At 44.4% G+C, this 15,879-nt stretch carries 23 protein-coding genes; 1 reads left to right on the forward strand and 22 read right to left on the reverse strand.

Features of this window, described 5'->3' with window-relative positions:
• Positions 1-12 precede the first annotated feature (12 nt).
• Entirely contained in the window at positions 13-624 is a 612-nt protein-coding gene (locus OKX00_RS22675) for a KinB-signaling pathway activation protein (RefSeq protein WP_265408941.1), read from the reverse strand.
• Positions 625-774: 150 nt separating this feature from the next.
• Here OKX00_RS22675 and gerD point away from each other — a divergent pair, with 150 nt between their 5' ends.
• A complete protein-coding gene (gene gerD / locus OKX00_RS22680; RefSeq protein ID WP_265408942.1) occupies positions 775-1,410 on the forward strand; it encodes a spore germination lipoprotein GerD in 636 nt (211 codons plus the stop codon).
• Positions 1,411-1,453: 43 nt separating this feature from the next.
• On the opposite strand, the gene OKX00_RS22685 is transcribed toward gerD, so the two are convergent.
• From OKX00_RS22685 to rplO, 21 genes are all read right to left on the reverse strand, one after another.
• Complete coding sequence (locus tag OKX00_RS22685) at positions 1,454-2,488, reverse strand: Mrp/NBP35 family ATP-binding protein (protein ID WP_091010622.1); 1,035 nt, start codon at positions 2,486-2,488, stop codon at positions 1,454-1,456.
• Between the two features lie 107 nt (positions 2,489-2,595).
• Complete coding sequence (gene cwlD, locus OKX00_RS22690) at positions 2,596-3,309, reverse strand: N-acetylmuramoyl-L-alanine amidase CwlD (RefSeq protein WP_265408943.1); 714 nt, start codon at positions 3,307-3,309, stop codon at positions 2,596-2,598.
• Positions 3,310-3,371: 62 nt separating this feature from the next.
• On the reverse strand, positions 3,372-3,815 hold the full coding sequence (locus tag OKX00_RS22695) for a DUF2521 family protein (protein ID WP_082316073.1): 444 nt from the start codon (positions 3,813-3,815) through the stop codon (positions 3,372-3,374).
• Between the two features lie 184 nt (positions 3,816-3,999).
• Positions 4,000-4,713, reverse strand: coding sequence for a DUF421 domain-containing protein (locus tag OKX00_RS22700; protein ID WP_265408944.1), 714 nt, complete (start codon positions 4,711-4,713; stop codon positions 4,000-4,002).
• Between the two features lie 146 nt (positions 4,714-4,859).
• The gene (gene rpsI, locus OKX00_RS22705) at positions 4,860-5,252 is read right to left on the reverse strand and encodes a 30S ribosomal protein S9 (protein WP_053356167.1); all 393 of its coding nucleotides are present in this window, start codon (positions 5,250-5,252) and stop codon (positions 4,860-4,862) included.
• 18 nt (positions 5,253-5,270) lie between these two features.
• Positions 5,271-5,708 carry a 50S ribosomal protein L13 gene (rplM, locus tag OKX00_RS22710; RefSeq protein WP_007203517.1) on the reverse strand — a complete coding sequence of 146 codons (438 nt, stop codon included), beginning with the start codon at positions 5,706-5,708 and terminating at the stop codon, positions 5,271-5,273.
• 252 nt (positions 5,709-5,960) lie between these two features.
• Positions 5,961-6,698 carry a tRNA pseudouridine(38-40) synthase TruA gene (truA, locus tag OKX00_RS22715; protein WP_265408945.1) on the reverse strand — a complete coding sequence of 246 codons (738 nt, stop codon included), beginning with the start codon at positions 6,696-6,698 and terminating at the stop codon, positions 5,961-5,963.
• Between the two features lie 19 nt (positions 6,699-6,717).
• Entirely contained in the window at positions 6,718-7,518 is an 801-nt protein-coding gene (locus OKX00_RS22720; RefSeq protein ID WP_265408946.1) for an energy-coupling factor transporter transmembrane component T family protein, read from the reverse strand.
• Positions 7,512-8,384 (reverse strand): energy-coupling factor ABC transporter ATP-binding protein, encoded by an 873-nt coding sequence (locus tag OKX00_RS22725; protein WP_265408947.1) that lies wholly within the window; start codon positions 8,382-8,384, stop codon positions 7,512-7,514. Before OKX00_RS22725 ends, OKX00_RS22720 begins: the two co-directional genes overlap by 7 nt.
• Complete coding sequence (locus OKX00_RS22730; RefSeq protein ID WP_265408948.1) at positions 8,360-9,199, reverse strand: energy-coupling factor ABC transporter ATP-binding protein; 840 nt, start codon at positions 9,197-9,199, stop codon at positions 8,360-8,362. The genes OKX00_RS22725 and OKX00_RS22730 overlap by 25 nt, the downstream gene beginning before the upstream one ends.
• A gap of 386 nt (positions 9,200-9,585) precedes the next feature.
• The gene (gene rplQ, locus OKX00_RS22735; protein WP_053356173.1) at positions 9,586-9,948 is read right to left on the reverse strand and encodes a 50S ribosomal protein L17; all 363 of its coding nucleotides are present in this window, start codon (positions 9,946-9,948) and stop codon (positions 9,586-9,588) included.
• Positions 9,949-10,035: 87 nt separating this feature from the next.
• Positions 10,036-10,980, reverse strand: coding sequence for a DNA-directed RNA polymerase subunit alpha (locus OKX00_RS22740; protein ID WP_053356174.1), 945 nt, complete (start codon positions 10,978-10,980; stop codon positions 10,036-10,038).
• A gap of 172 nt (positions 10,981-11,152) precedes the next feature.
• Complete coding sequence (gene rpsK, locus OKX00_RS22745; RefSeq protein WP_053356175.1) at positions 11,153-11,548, reverse strand: 30S ribosomal protein S11; 396 nt, start codon at positions 11,546-11,548, stop codon at positions 11,153-11,155.
• A gap of 21 nt (positions 11,549-11,569) precedes the next feature.
• Positions 11,570-11,935, reverse strand: coding sequence for a 30S ribosomal protein S13 (gene rpsM, locus OKX00_RS22750; RefSeq protein ID WP_062240252.1), 366 nt, complete (start codon positions 11,933-11,935; stop codon positions 11,570-11,572).
• A gap of 19 nt (positions 11,936-11,954) precedes the next feature.
• The gene (rpmJ, locus tag OKX00_RS22755) at positions 11,955-12,068 is read right to left on the reverse strand and encodes a 50S ribosomal protein L36 (protein ID WP_007203526.1); all 114 of its coding nucleotides are present in this window, start codon (positions 12,066-12,068) and stop codon (positions 11,955-11,957) included.
• A gap of 35 nt (positions 12,069-12,103) precedes the next feature.
• The gene (infA, locus tag OKX00_RS22760; RefSeq protein ID WP_007203527.1) at positions 12,104-12,322 is read right to left on the reverse strand and encodes a translation initiation factor IF-1; all 219 of its coding nucleotides are present in this window, start codon (positions 12,320-12,322) and stop codon (positions 12,104-12,106) included.
• Positions 12,315-12,638 carry a KOW domain-containing RNA-binding protein gene (locus tag OKX00_RS22765; protein ID WP_053356177.1) on the reverse strand — a complete coding sequence of 108 codons (324 nt, stop codon included), beginning with the start codon at positions 12,636-12,638 and terminating at the stop codon, positions 12,315-12,317. The genes infA and OKX00_RS22765 overlap by 8 nt, the downstream gene beginning before the upstream one ends.
• Before the next feature lie 14 nt (positions 12,639-12,652).
• Positions 12,653-13,399 (reverse strand): type I methionyl aminopeptidase, encoded by a 747-nt coding sequence (map, locus tag OKX00_RS22770; RefSeq protein WP_248251086.1) that lies wholly within the window; start codon positions 13,397-13,399, stop codon positions 12,653-12,655.
• Positions 13,396-14,049 (reverse strand): adenylate kinase, encoded by a 654-nt coding sequence (locus OKX00_RS22775; protein ID WP_053356179.1) that lies wholly within the window; start codon positions 14,047-14,049, stop codon positions 13,396-13,398. The genes map and OKX00_RS22775 overlap by 4 nt, the downstream gene beginning before the upstream one ends.
• 72 nt (positions 14,050-14,121) lie before the next feature.
• Complete coding sequence (gene secY / locus OKX00_RS22780) at positions 14,122-15,423, reverse strand: preprotein translocase subunit SecY (RefSeq protein ID WP_265408949.1); 1,302 nt, start codon at positions 15,421-15,423, stop codon at positions 14,122-14,124.
• Positions 15,423-15,863, reverse strand: a complete 441-nt coding sequence (rplO, locus tag OKX00_RS22785) for a 50S ribosomal protein L15 (protein WP_053356181.1) — start codon at positions 15,861-15,863, stop codon at positions 15,423-15,425. The genes secY and rplO overlap by 1 nt, the downstream gene beginning before the upstream one ends.
• Positions 15,864-15,879: the final 16 nt, after the last annotated feature.

Genomic DNA, 15,879 nt, shown 5'->3' on the forward strand with positions numbered 1-15,879 from the left:
AAAAACTTCCGCCTAGACAGCGGAAGTTTTTGATTTTGTTCCTGTATTTTGATTGATGAGCCGGTGCAGCATTAAGATCTGATAAGTATTGCAGGCACCAAGAGCCGCAAATGCCATCCACATGGCACTTGGAGCGTTTGTTTTTAAAACTGGGACCCACTCCATCGTCGTAACGACGATGATGAAAAACAGCGTTGGGACAAATGCTCCCTTGTTGGTTTGCTTTTGTTTAAGATAAGCCACCGCAAACCCTATAATCAGCACGCCGATTGGAATTAAGCTGTAGGAAGCAAGGCTTTGTCCCGCTTTATGAAACGCGGTATACCGCAGATAAAATAAGTCAAAGAGAACAACAATAATAAGAACGATCTGGACACCATTCCAAAGGGATTGCGATTTAAATATTCCCAAACCGAATCGGTGAACCGTTAAGTACGCAAAAAAGCCCATTTGGCTGAACACACTGAACAATGCGCCAAAACCAACAAGACCGAGTATATAGATAAAAAACTCTTTCACACCTCCGCTTTGCGGAAATTGTGATATCAAACCTGCCACAATAGCGCAGCCAATTCCTAAGAGCAACGTAGTAATAAATAAAAAGACCCAGTTTCTTGACTTCACGTGATTGCCTCCAATCCAAATGTAACCGTTATCGATTGTACCAATCCTACCCCAAAAAAGCCATACTGTTTTCCTATATTTGTTCTGCATAAATCTTCTCAAAACACCCAACCTAAAGGTAAGACCTAATAGAAAGGAGAAGGAGCAGACGTGAAAAAAACGTGGATCCCATGTCTCTTCTGTTTTCTTCTTTTTGCCCTAAGCGCCTGTGCGCAAAATGAAGCACAAGGAAGCAGTTCCCAGAACATCGATTATGATGCAACCAAAAAGATGCTGGTGGATATATTAAAAACAGATGACGGCAAAAAGGCCATTAAAGATGTATTATCTGATGAAAAAATGAAGGAACAGCTATTGCTTGATCAGGCATTAATTAAACAGACGATCGAGAAAGAACTGTTATCTCCCAAAGGCGAACAATTTTGGAAACAAGCCTTTAAGGATCCTAAATTTGCTGCGGCTTATGCAAAAAGCATGAAGCCAGAACACGAAAAGTTAATGAAAGGTCTAATGAAAGACCCTTCTTATCAGCAACAGATCATGAACATTATGAAAGATCCCAAGATGGGACAAGAACTATTGGACCTTGCCAATTCCCCTCAATACCGAAAAGAAGTAAAGAAAGTCATGATGGAAACCTTCGACAGCCCGATTGTGCGTGCTCAATTAGCTGAGATGCTGCAAAAAGCTGCACACGACGAAATTGATCAGGCCACCTCCAAAAAAGGACAACAGGGCGGTCAGCAGCAGAATCAGCAAGGCGGAGGCGGAGGCGGCGGCCAATAACCATTAAAAAACCTCGTACTGGATTTCAGTACGAGGTTTTGTTTTATTTAACCTGATCGATTACCTTTTGTGCGATGTCTTCATAAGCTCTTCCAAGACGATGATCTGCAGCATAGATACTTGGTGCAAAGTCATCTTCGTTAATATCAGGCTGGCCGAGTGGAAGCTGGCCAAGCATTGGGATTCCGAGTTCTTCTGAAAGGCGCTCTCCACCGCCTTTACCGAATACATATTCTTTTTCTCCAGTCAGCTGGCTCTCAAAAAAGGACATATTTTCAATAACACCGATGATCTCATGATCGGTTTTTAATGCCATTGTTCCCGCTCTTGCCGCAACGAAAGCTGCTGTTGCATGCGGAGTGGTAACAATGATTTCTTTGCATTTAGGCAGCATCTTATGAACATCCAGGGCCACATCTCCGGTTCCCGGCGGCAGATCCAGCAAAACGTAGTCAAGTTCTCCCCATTCTACTTCACTAAAGAAATTCATCAGCATCTTGCCGAGCATTGGTCCGCGCCAGATAACAGGTGCATTGTCCTCTACGAAAAAGGCCATGGAAATGACTTTTACACCGAAACGTTCAACCGGCTGTATGGTTTCACCCACTACTTTCGGCCGTTCTGTGATGCCCATCATATCCGGAACACTGAACCCATAAATGTCCGCATCGATCAATCCTACTTTTTTGCCGAGACGGGCAAGAGCAACGGCAAGGTTAACGGATACGGTGGATTTTCCGACTCCGCCTTTACCGCTGGCAATCGCGATAAATTCTGTCTTACTTTCAGGGGCAAGCAAAGGCGGTACACCAGGTGCCGCCTTTTGGGTTCCCTGAGCGGGTTTGCGTTCTTCAAACCTCAGGCCGACTGATTCGAATCCAGCACCTTTTAGAATATTAACGATTTCCTGCTGAAGCATCATCTGTTCAGGTGTTCCCGTTTGAGGCAAAGCTACTTTTAAGCTTACGTAGCTTTCCTTTACTTTTATTTCTTGAATCGCCCCTGATTCTGTCAGGCTTTTATGTAAAAAAGGGTCTTGAATATGAGATAAAAGTTCAATTACTTTCTCTTCTGTCATGGTAAAGACACTTCCTTTGCATGTATTCGATTTCATATTCAGTATAGCACAAATGGCTTTAAACGTTGACTCATAAGCTAAAAGGTGCAAGCCGAAGGGCTCGCACCTTAATCAGGTATCTTTTCTTTTGTATAATAACGAAGGATGCCTTGGTAAACTGATGCCGAAACCTTATGCTGATAGGACTTGGTTTTAAGCAGCTCCCGCTCGTTCGGATTGGACAAGAAGCCAACCTCGACCAATGTTGCCGGCAGTTTGCTCGTCCGCATCAAATAGATGCCATCAATGGATTTGGCAATCCGGTTGGTATTCTGAAGGTTGCGTTTAAGTTCATTTTGAATAAATTTAGAGGCCGCTTCCCCTTTTTTGTCTGCGGGATTAAAAAATACTTGTGCGCCTCTCCATCGGCTGGAGGGCAAAGCATTTAGATGAATGCTCACATATAAGTCCCCGTTGGATCCATTGATGATTTCTTTTCGTTTTCGTAAATCTTCCCATTTCCGGGCCCGAATTCTTTCTGTATCTTTGTTCCCTAAATCTTTATCTCTTTCCCTTGTCATAATGACGAGAGCTCCGGCCTCCTGCAAATAATCCCTCAGTTTTAACGATATGTCCAAAGAGATATCCTTTTCCAGTACACCGTCACTGCCGACTGCCCCGCCATCCATTCCGCCGTGGCCTGGATCCAGCACGATTACCTTACCTGATAGCGGCAGGTTCCACGATTTCCAAGACCGGTTTTCCGTAAACTGGTACGTTAAGATAAATAGCAGAAGTGTAAAACCTAAGGCAAAGGCAACTTGCTTTACCCGCTTCTTCATTTTTGCCCCCTAATAAACAGTCATATATGTCTATATATATGGGACAAGACGATGAATATAACTTAATGAAGCTTCATTCTGTATCTTTTCTCTCCGTTCCAGTATCCTTCGAGCCACCAATGCTGGATATACACTTCACAGCACATATATAGAGATTCCATCATCTGTTCTGTTCCCCAGCACCAGAACTGCCAATATTCAAAGAGGCTGTCCGTCAATTCCTTTTCAGCCTGTTGGCTGCGTTTCTTAATGCCATCCAGCGATTCCCCGTGATACGCAAACCGGCTGTACGCGGCCCCAAGCAAGTAGGCATCAATCGCCAGATCAATGCAGGCGTCTTCAATGTCCTGCTGATACAGCAAAGAATATTGAAAGAAGGGCTGATACAGGCTTTGGAATTCCTTTTTGATCTTTCCTAGGGAAAGATCTCTTAGCACTTTTCTTTCGTACTCCGCTTTTTTCGTACGCTGCTTCTCCCTAAATGTTGTAATTACAATCGCCATCATTTTTCCTCTTCCCGCGCAGATGCGCCAATCACATATCTATATAATTAATGGGTTCACCCTTAACTACATCTTTTGCAAAAGAGTAAAGCATCATCCTGCGTAAATGATGGGAAAAAAGAGATGCTGAAACGACTGTTTAGCGTTGAAGCTGGACGGATCAAAAGCTTAAACGCTTGTTTAACCGTTATTCCTTATCAATTGGAGCCTCCAGCTTGTCTTTATAACAGTCAATATACAGGTTGCCGTTCGTTCCTTTTACTGCATAGTAAACCTCTGACAGGGTGAGGTTTTTCTTGTTTAACTCCTCCTGCAGCCAGGCTTCCGATAAATTATTCTGCATAAGGTTTTGCGTCAGAACTTGTTTTTCCATAATAAGCTCCACAGGAAACTTCGCGTCATTCTTTTGGGAGGCAATACCCATGTCTTGTCGCGTAAGCATCCTGAATGGCGGCTTTTTTTGAACAGAGATGCCTCCGTTTGTTTCCAGGATAGCATATTGGACCTCATTGATATCAAATACCCCCTTCTCTCTAAGAAGCTGGTTCAGGTTATCAATCGTAAATTTTGCTTTCCCCATGTTTTTCTCCAGAATGGTTCCGTCTTCAATCAGTACTGTCGGTTCTCCCGATATCCACCTGCGCGCCTTTCTGCTTTTTACCGTCCAAAACAGAATGAGGATGGAGGTAACAAAGAAGGTAATCATGGCGAGTACTGTATGCCATGTCTCGATATTAAGATTAAATGCCAGGTTAGCGGTGATCGATCCAAGAGTGGCAGCAGCTATAAAATGATTCAGTGTCAGATACGACAAGGTTTGCTTTCCAAGCAGCCGGGCAATTGCTATAAACAAAACAAAAGCAAGCAAGGTCCTTAAAAAGATTTCCATTAACTCCGACATCATGTCCCTCCTTCAGAAAACTCGATCTTTTATAGCTATTGTTTACGAGTAGCGAAAGGAACATGAGCTCAAAGTGAGGATTAAGTGCCTGAACAACAAAAAAGACCCCCAACCAAAATGGTTGAGAGCCTTTGAAACGTTGAGAATTAACGTTTTGAGAACTGTGGTGCACGACGAGCGCCTTTAAGACCGTATTTCTTACGTTCTTTCATACGAGCGTCACGAGTCAAGAATCCAGCAGACTTAAGGTTGCCGCGGAATTCTGGATCTGCTTGTAGAAGAGCGCGAGAGATACCATGACGGATTGCTCCTGCTTGTCCTGTATATCCTCCACCTTGAACAGTTACAAGAACGTCGTAGTTACCTTCTGTAGCTGTTTCGTTAAGGGGCTGTCTTACGATAAGTTTTAATGTTTCTAAACCGAAATATTCGTCAATGCTGCGACCGTTGATTACGATACGGCCATCACCAGGAACTAAACGTACGCGAGCAACGGAGTGCTTACGACGCCCAGTACCGTAATATTGTACTTGTGCCACGTGAATACCTCCCTTTTATTATCCGCGTAATTCGTATTTTTCTGGCTTTTGTGCTTGGTGTTGGTGCTCAGCTCCAGCATATACGTGAAGCTTTTTGATCATTTGACGGCCAAGGCTGTTCTTAGGAAGCATACCTTTGATCGCTAATTCAAGCATTTGCTCAGAACGAGTTGTACGCATTTCTAATGCAGTTCTTGTGCGAAGTCCACCTGGGTGTCCAGTGTGGCGGTAGTAAATCTTGTCACTTAACTTTTTACCTGTTAGATGAATTTTTTCTGCGTTGATTAGGATTACATGATCTCCAGTATCAACATGTGGTGTAAAAGTTGGTTTGTGTTTTCCGCGAAGGATTGCTGCAACTTCACTTGCAAGACGACCTAAAGTCTTTCCTTCAGCGTCGATCAATAACCACTTACGTTCTACTTCAGAAGCTTTCGCCATGAATGTCGTACGCATGAATTTTCCCTCCTGTATCTTCATTCGCTAAATCGCTCAATTTTTTTATGAATGCTGTTCAAACTCACAGTAAAATACGGTTCGCTGAACATTTTTGAATTACTAAACATTTCGCCGAATTATCTTCCGGGGCAGGGAGATAATCTTAGAAATACCAAAGAATATCTTATAACATATAAACAACGATGTCAAGTGTGTCGCGAAATTTATCAGGTGATTTTTTATAAAATCACTAGGTGATTTTTTATAATTTTAATAGGTGACGTGATATAAGTATAATCCATGCGGAGGAGCCGTCTTTCCTGCAGCAATCCGGTTCTTCTCCTGCAGCATCGCTTCGATTTCCTTCGGCTCGATCCTGCCCTGGCCTGCATCAAGAAGAGTGCCAATCATGATTCTGACCATGTTATACAAAAACCCGCTCCCGCTCACTTTAAAAATGATCTCGTCTGTAGACGTGTCCATTTCAAAACGGTAGATGGTACGTATTTTGTCCTCAACAGTGGAACGGGCCGAGGAAAACGATGTAAAGTCGTGTGTTCCCAAGAACATCCTCATGCCCACTTCCAAGGCGTCACGATTTAGAGAATAAGGAAAATGATACGCATAATGCCGGCGGAAAACATCTGGCTGACTGCAGGTCAATAGCCGATAATGATACTCCTTCTTCTGTGCACTGAAACGCGCATGAAAATCCGGAGCAACAGCTTCTACTTTCGTGATGCGTATATCACTGGGCAGCAGCGCATTCAGGGCTTTCTGCCAACGGTCTCCGGCAATGGCCAACGGGCTGTCAAAGTGACATACCTGCCCAATGGCATGGACTCCTGCATCTGTCCTTCCAGAAGCCGAGATGCGCAGATCCTCGCCTTTATGCATTTTGGCCAGGCTCCGTTCAATCTCACTCTGTACAGTACGGCCCTCCGGCTGGACCTGATAGCCGGCAAACAAGGTGCCATCATAGCTTACGGTAGCTTTCCAGCGCTGCATACATCAAACTCCCTTAAGATTAATGCGTTCGGAATACGAAAAGAACGACGGCCAATGCGAGCAGAATGAGCAGAGAGGCTGTATCCCTGAATTTCCATTCCAGAATGCGCAGCCTCGTCCTGCCCTCTCCCCCTCGGTAACCGCGGGCTTCCATTGCGAGAGCCAGGTCTTCCGCCCGTTTAAAGGATGAGATAAACAAAGGCACCAGAAGCGGAACAAACGCTTTGACGCGCTCTTTTATAGGACCGGTTGTAAACTCTGCACCCCGGGCCATCTGTGCCTTCATGATTTTCTCCGTTTCCTGCAGCAGCGTAGGAATGAAGCGGAGAGAAATGGACATCATGAGGGCAAACTCATGAACGGGCAGCTTTATCTTTTTAAAAGGAGACAGTAAGTATTCAAGTCCATCTGTTATATCGATCGGTGTGGTCGTCAGCGTCAGCAATGATGTGATGACCACGAGATAGACGAGACGAAGTGAGATGAATACCCCTTGCTTTAAGCCGCCTTCATAAATCTTCAGCCATCCCAGGTGGTAGATGACATCGCCTTGCTTCGTCATCACAATGTGCAGGATGAATGTAAAAATGACAATAAGAAAAATGGGTTTAAGCCCTTTATAGATATAACGGAGCGATACCTGGGATGACAGCATAGCACCTGCTGCAAAAATGCCGAGCAGGACATAGGTCAGCCAGTTATTGGCCAGAAAGACCACGAAAATAAACAAAAAGATGCTGAGCAGCTTCGCACGCGGGTCCATCTTGTGGATGACGGAACGGCCCGGAATATACTGCCCAATGATCACGTTATCTAGCATATTGACCCTCCTTTGCCGAAGTCAGCCGCAATGGCTTTAGCTGTTTCTTCAATGGTAAAAGAGGATAGTTTCATTGGATTCTTCGTCAATCCCTGCCACTTGAGCAAAAACTGCACCGTTTCCGGCACATCCAGCCCAACGGCCTGAAGCTCGTCCCGTTTATCAAAGATTTCCGCAGGAGTGCCTTCTAGATAGGTGGATCCTTTATCCATGACAACAATATGGTCCGCATAATACGCAGCATCCTCCATGGAATGCGTAACAAGGATGGTCGTCGTCTTACGCTGATCATGAAGGGCACGGAATAAGTCCATGATCTCTTTGCGCCCCTTTGGATCTAGCCCCGCTGTCGGCTCATCCAGAATCAGCACTTCAGGCTGCATCGCAAGAACACCAGCGATAGCTACCCGCCGCATCTGTCCGCCGCTCAAGTCAAAAGGTGACTTTTGCAGTACCTCATCAGGAAGCCCGACGAGCTTAACCATCTCTCGAGCTGTTTTTCTGGCTGCTTCATCACTCTGTCCGAAGTTCATCGGACCGAACATGACATCCTTCTCCACCGTTTCATCAAATAACTGATGTTCTGGATATTGAAAGACAATCCCTACTCTTTTGCGCAGGGCTTTTAGCTGTTTCTTTTTCTCATTGGCAGCAATCGTCAGGTCCCCAACCTGTATGGTGCCTTCAGATGGCTTTAACAGGCCGTTCAAATGCTGAATGAGCGTCGACTTCCCAGAACCCGTGTGACCGATGACTGCAAGGAATGAGCCCGATGGAATAGATAGATTCACATCCTTTAGTGCAAGCCGCTCAAAAGGCGTTCCAGGCTTGTAGCGATGGGTTAGGTTGTTGATTTTAATGTCCATAATGCACCCACCAATTCTTCCTGTGTTAAATGTTGTTCTTTTAAGCCTATCCCATTTTCCTTTAGCGCTAATCCGAGTTTAAGGGAGAACGGCAGATCCAAGCCGGCATCCAGCAATAACGACTCGTTCTGGAACACTTGTCTCGGACTGCCTGTCGTGAGGATGGAACCTTGTTTCATGACGATGACCCGGTCAGCACGGACCGCTTCCTCCAGATCATGCGTAATGGAGATAACGGTGATCCCTTCTTCCTCGTTCAGTTGTTTCACCGTGTCGATGACTTCTTTCCGGCCCATCGGATCCAGCATGGAAGTCGCTTCATCCAGGATGATGATAGACGGCTTTTGGGCAATGATGCCGGCAATGGCGACACGCTGCTTCTGGCCGCCTGAAAGATGGTGAGGTTCACTTTCAATAAACTCCTGCATCTTTACACGCTGAATGCTTTGTTCAATACGAGAAATCATCTCTTCACGGGGCACACCGAAGTTTTCCAACCCAAACGCCACATCGTCTCTGACACTTGTCCCGACGAACTGGTTGTCCGGATTTTGAAAAACGATGCCGACCCGCCTTCTGATCTCCCATAGTTCTTGTTCGTTTGTCGTTGTGTAGTCTTCTACCTTTATCTCTCCTGAAGAAGGCAGAAGCAGCCCGTTGAGCAATTTAGCCAGTGTAGATTTTCCGGACCCGTTATGGCCGACAATCGCCAGCCATTCTCCTTGGTACACCGAGAGGCTTAAATCCGCCAGTGTGGTTTTCTCCTCGCTCGGGTACTGGAAGGAAACGTTATTGACCGATATCAGTTCCTTCACGCTTTTCTCCCCCTCAGCTCAGCTATTACTTCTTTGAAAAAACACTTTACTTCCTGAAATGGTGTCTGGCACCGATTTTTACATTCAGGTGCCTGACACCAGATATTTAAGTAACTAATCGAAGCGCTACTACATTTGTGATTTGCATCACGGAAATAACATCTTTTAAGTCAGCAATGCTTACCTTAAAAACATCTACTGACCCTTTCAGGACCAGCTTTTATCTTCCTTTGCAGGATGTTTTTCCGTGCCAGGCACCTGAAAGTGAAGTGAGGTGCCTGGCACTGATTCAGGATGCTTTCTTTTTTTATTTGACCTCTTTTGAGGACAAATAAAAAAAGGGCAAGAAACGATCTTTACGACCCTGTCCCGCCCTTTATTCACTATTAAACTAATTCGATGATGACCATAGGTGCACCGTCACCACGGCGAGGACCGATTTTAGCGATACGAGTGTAACCACCATTACGCTCAGCATAACGAGGTCCAAGGTCACTAAATAGTTTTTGAATTGCCTTTTGTCCTGATTCTTCGTTAGCTACTTCGTTTCGTACGAAACTTGCAGCTTGACGGCGTGCGTGAAGGTCTCCACGCTTACCAAGCGTGATCATCTTTTCAACAAATTTACGTACTTCTTTAGCACGTGCTTCTGTTGTTTCGATACGATCGTTGATAATTAAGTCAGTTGCTAAGTCACGCAGCATTGCGCGGCGAACAGCTGAAACACGACCCAACTTTTGGTATGCCATGTCTATTCCCTCCTTCTGTGCTTTTTGCAGACAGGGGCTGTTTATAAAAACAGTCACCTGTGAAAAAGCAAATTCTAGTCTGTCAGATTAATCGTCAGCACGTAATGAAAGCCCGAGCTCGTCAAGCTTTTCTTGAACTTCTTCAAGAGACTTCTTACCGAGGTTGCGAACTTTCATCATGTCTTCTTCTGATTTATTAGCAAGTTCCTGAACTGTATTAATACCAGCGCGCTTAAGGCAGTTGTAAGAACGCACAGAAAGATCAAGTTCTTCAATCGTCATTTCAAGAACTTTTTCCTTTTGGTCTTCTTCTTTTTCAACCATAATTTCAGCTTTTTGCGCTTGATCGGTTAGTCCGACAAATATATTCAAATGTTCGGTAATGATCTTTGCTCCAAGAGAAACTGCCTCTTCAGGACGGATGCTTCCATCTGTCCAAATGTCAAATGTAAGCTTGTCATAGTTTGTCACTTGTCCAACGCGGGTATTTTCTACCTGGTAGTTCACACGAGAAATTGGTGTGTAAATTGAATCCACCGGAATAACTCCGATTGGAAGATCTTCACTCTTATTGCCTTCTGCCTGAACGTAACCGCGGCCTCTCTTTGCATTCAGCTTCATTTGGAAATGAGCGCCTTCTGCAAGAGTAGCAATATGAAGGTCCGGATTCAAAATTTCCACATCACTGTCATGTGTAATGTCACCAGCTGTAACGACTCCCTCACCCTGTACATCTATTTCCAATGTTTTATCTTCATCAGAATAAATCTTCATCGCAAGCTTTTTCAAGTTAAGGATGATCGTAGTAACGTCTTCGACAACACCTTCAACTGTTGAGAACTCATGCAATACTCCATTAATCTGAATTGATGTAACAGCTGCACCAGGCAGTGAGGATAATAGGATACGACGTAAGGAGTTGCCCAGTGTAGTACCATATCCACGTTCAAGTGGTTCAACAACAAACTTTCCATATGTGGCATCGTCGCTGATTTCAACCGTTTCAATTCTTGGCTTTTCGATTTCGATCATTCAACTAAACCCTCCTTCAAACGTCGAACCTCGACCGGGCAGAACCCAGCCGAAATTCCCCAATGGCATTCCCGACTTAAACAACTAATTAGTGTTCTTCACCAAAACTAATAGTATACATACCCATTATAGACAGGCTATGCATACTTTATACCGAAGAGTGTAACTATTGTTACACGCGGCGGCGTTTTGGAGGACGGCATCCGTTATGAGGAACAGGTGTAACATCGCGAATAGCTGTTACTTCTAAACCTACCGCTTGAAGGGCACGGATTGCAGCTTCACGGCCAGCACCAGGGCCTTTAACAGAAACCTCTAGTGTTTTCATGCCATTTTCCATTGCAGTTTTACCAGCAGTTTCAGCTGCCATTTGCGCTGCGAACGGAGTTGATTTACGAGAACCTTTGAATCCTAAGTGGCCAGATGTAGCCCAAGAGATTGCATTCCCGTGTGTATCAGTAATCGTAATGATCGTGTTGTTGAAAGTCGAACGAATATGCGCAATACCAGTCTCAATATTCTTTTTGACACGACGTTTACGTGTGTTAGTTTTACGTTGCTTAGCCATTAGAGTTTACCTCCTTTACTCTTACTTTTTCTTATTCGCTACTGTACGACGAGGTCCTTTACGAGTACGAGAGTTGTTCTTCGTATTCTGACCGCGAACTGGAAGACCGCGACGGTGGCGGACCCCACGGTAGCTGCCGATTTCAATAAGACGTTTAATGTTAAGAGACACTTCACGGCGAAGGTCACCTTCAACTTTAATTTTGTCGATCGCTTCACGAATTTTGTTTAATTCATCTTCTGTAAGATCACGAACACGAGTTTCTTCAGATACGCCAGCTTCAGCAAGAACTTGTTGTGCTTTAGCTTTCCCGATTCCAAAGATATATGTTAGTGAAATGACAATACGCTTATCGCGTGGAACGTCCACTCCTGCAATACGTGCCATAATTTAGCACCTCCTTGGATTAACCTTGTTTTTGCTTGTGTTTCGGGTTTTCGCAGATCACCATAACAGTACCTCTACGACGAATAACTTTACATTTTTCACAAATGGGTTTGACTGATGGTCTAACCTTCATCTTTTAAACCTCCTTATGTCACGGAGTACGATTTTTTATTTAAAGCGATACGTTATACGACCACGTGATAAGTCATATGGAGACAATTCTACGGTTACTTTATCCCCTGGTAATATACGAATGTAGTGCATACGGATCTTACCAGAAACGTGCGCTAGAATTTTATGTCCATTCTCAAGCTCCACTCGGAACATGGCGTTTGGCAGTGGTTCGATTACCGTACCTTCTACCTCAATTACATCATCTTTAGCCATCGATATGGTCTCCCTTCTTCAGAGCAATGACTTTCTCGTCGGAAAACTTCGCTACTGCGTACCGTAGTTTGCCATTAGTTACACGGCCTGTTTCAAGAATGCTTCTTGCAACTTCCGGAGAAATAAAATCAAGAAGTTCTAAGTGAATCAGGTTTTTACGTTTGGCGCGATCATATTTGCGTTTATCGCCATCGGCTATAAGTACAAAACGATCATCCAGGATATTTACAATGACACCTAATTTCTCAGCGTCTCTTCCCTTTATGATTCGAACCATCTGACCTATTTGCGGTACCGATTCAGAATCGCTAACCATTATATCACCTTCACCTAGATCTTTGTTAAGATTTCGTAACCTTCCTCCGTAATAGCGATGGTATGTTCGAAGTGAGCACACCATTTGCCATCCGTTGTGACAACCGTCCAGTTATCGGATAATGTTCGAACGTAACGAGATCCAGCATTGATCATCGGCTCAACAGCCAATACCATTCCCTTTTTTAGGATCGGCCCTTTGCCGGGCGGTCCGTAATGAGGAATTTGCGGATCTTCATGCAATTCCTGGCCGACTCCATGACCCACGTACTCTCGTACAACAGAGAACCCTTCAGCTTCTGCATATACTTGAATGTCATGAGAAATGTCTGTTAGTCTGGCACCTGCCTTCGCTTTCTCTAATCCTTTGAATAGAGATTGCTCGGTTACATCGAGAAGCTTTTGAGATTCCTCAGAAATCTCTCCAACCCCGTACGTCCAGGCTGAATCTCCATGATAGCCTTTGTATTTCGCCCCAATATCTAAAGAGATAATGTCGCCATGGTTCAATACACGCTTTCCTGGGATTCCATGTACAAGCTCTTCATTAACGGAAGTACAGATGCTTCCCGTAAATCCATTATAATCCTTGAATGAAGGGATTGCACCCTGGCTGCGAATAAACTTTTCAGCAATGTTATCCAGTTCTTTCGTTGTCACACCAGGTATAATGTGTTTCTTTAACTCTTGGTGAGTTAGGGCAACGATTCTCCCTGCTTCCCGCATGATTTCTATCTCCCGCGGCGTTTTGCAGATAATCATTTTGCCAACCCTCCAATAAGTTTGTTGATATCGTTATACACTTTATTGATTTCCTGATCGCCATCAATGTTCTTGAGGTAACCTTTTTCTTTATAGAAATCAAGCAAAGGTTTGGATTGCTCCATGTTTACTTCCAAGCGGGTACGAACAGTCTCTTCGTTATCATCTTTGCGTTGAATTAATTCAGTGCCGTCCTTGTCACATTTTCCATCCACTTTAGGCGGATTGAAAATCACATGATAAGTGGCTCCGCATTCCGGGCAAACCCGGCGGCCAGTCAACCGCTGCATCAATTTATCTGTATCAACAGAAATATTGAGTACATAATCAATCTGGCGTTCCAAATCGCGAAGAATTTCCTCAAGCGCTTCAGCTTGAGCAACAGTACGAGGGAAACCATCAAGCAGGAATCCTTTTTCACAGTCATCTTTGGCAAGACGTTCACGGACAATTCCGATCGTTACATCATCCGGAACCAAGTTGCCGGAATCCATATATGACTTTGCCTTCAGACCGAGAGGAGTACCTTCTTTTATCGCTGCGCGAAACATATCTCCAGTAGAAATATGAGGAATTCCGTACTGTTCAACAATTTGTTCTGCCTGTGTCCCTTTACCGGCACCAGGCAATCCCATTAATACAAGATACATCTAATCCCTCCATACGTCACTAATCTAGTCAATAGACTGAGGGTTTGGGAAGAAAAGGCTCTTCCCTTTCCTCTACTTAATGAAGCCTTTGTAATGCCGTTTGATCAACTGGCTCTCAATCTGCTTCATCGTGTCTAATGCCACACCTACAACAATCAGTATGCTCGTTCCGCCGATTCGGATAGAAGGCGGAAGGTTAAGCCCTGGAATTGCTGTAAAGATTACCGGGAGAATAGCGATCAACGCAAGGAATAGAGATCCTACAAAAGTTAATCGATATAAAATTTTCGTAATATACGCCTGAGTGTTAGCTCCTGGACGAATGCCGGGAATATAACCGCCCTGCTTCTTCAAGTTGTCTGCCATTTGTTCTGGGTTGACTTGAATGAAAGTATAGAAGTACGAAAATCCAATAATTAAAAGCGCATATATAATCATTCCGACTGGCTGGGTGTAGTCAAACGTATTGACAATCCATTTGGTCACACTGTTTTGCTCGAAAAAGCCGGCAACCGTACGCGGAGTGATAATCAAGGAAATCGCAAAGATAACCGGGATAACTCCTGCTGCATTGACTTTGATCGGCAAGTGCGTGGATTGACCGCCAACAGGCTTATTTCCGACGACTCGTTTTGCATACTGAATCGGGATTTTACGCAAACCTTGTTGAATAAAGATAACGCCGACAACAACTAAGATAATAGCGATCAGTAAGAGAAGTACAGTTACAATATGCATAAACAGCTGATCGCTTGCGCCTTTGAATTGCGCTGCATATATCTGGTTAACTGCTGTAGGAATAGCTGCGACAATCCCCGCGAAAATGAGAACGGAAATCCCATTTCCAATTCCCTTAAGGGTAATCTGCTCACCTAACCACATCAAGAAGGCAGTTCCTGCAGTCAATACTAACGCAATAAACAAATACGTCATGATTCCCGGATCTGAGATCAGCCCAGGGAACAGGTTGTTAAAACCTATTGACATCCCTACAGCTTGGATAAAGCCGAGGACAATCGTTCCGTACCTGGTGAACTGAGCCAGCTTACGTCGGCCCACTTCCCCTTGTTTACTCCACTCCGTAAATTTAGGAACCACATCCATCTGAAGCAGCTGAACAATGATTGATGCTGTAATGTATGGCATGATACCCATTGCAAAGATGGAGAAGTTTTTTAATGCCCCACCACCGAACGTGTTCAAGAATCCAAAAATACTTGCGTTATTTTCAGTGCCAAACTGGAGAACTTCGCGATTCACACCTGGAACAGGAATAAATGTCCCGATCCTGAAAACGATCAGCATCAAGAGTGTAAAAAGAATCTTGTTTCTCAGATCACCCACACGCATAATGTTGGAGATTGTCCGGAACATTAGATCACCTCAGTTTTTCCGCCGGCCGCTTCAATAGCTTCTTTAGCAGAAGCAGAGAATTTGTGGGCCTTAACTGTAAGCTTAACTCCTAACTTGCCATTTCCTAGAACTTTAATGCCGCTATTTTCTTTGCTTACTACGCCAGTTTCGATAAGAAGTTCTGGAGTTACCTCTGTTCCTTCTTCAAAACGAGCAAGTTTTTCAAGATTAACAATTGAGTACTCTTTACGAGTTGGGTTTGTGAATCCACGTTTAGGCAAACGACGTGCTAATGGATTTTGTCCACCCTCAAATCCCGGACGAACTCCTCCACCAGAACGAGCCTTTTGTCCTTTGTGACCACGTCCACTGGTTTTACCATTTCCTGATCCGATACCGCGTCCTACACGGTTGCGTGTTGAACGGGATCCTTCAGCTGGTTTCAACTCATGAAGTTTCATCTGAGCACCTCCTCAT

The organism is Fictibacillus sp. KU28468, assembly GCF_026153615.1.
GTDB lineage: Bacteria > Bacillota > Bacilli > Bacillales > Fictibacillaceae > Fictibacillus_C > Fictibacillus_C marinisediminis.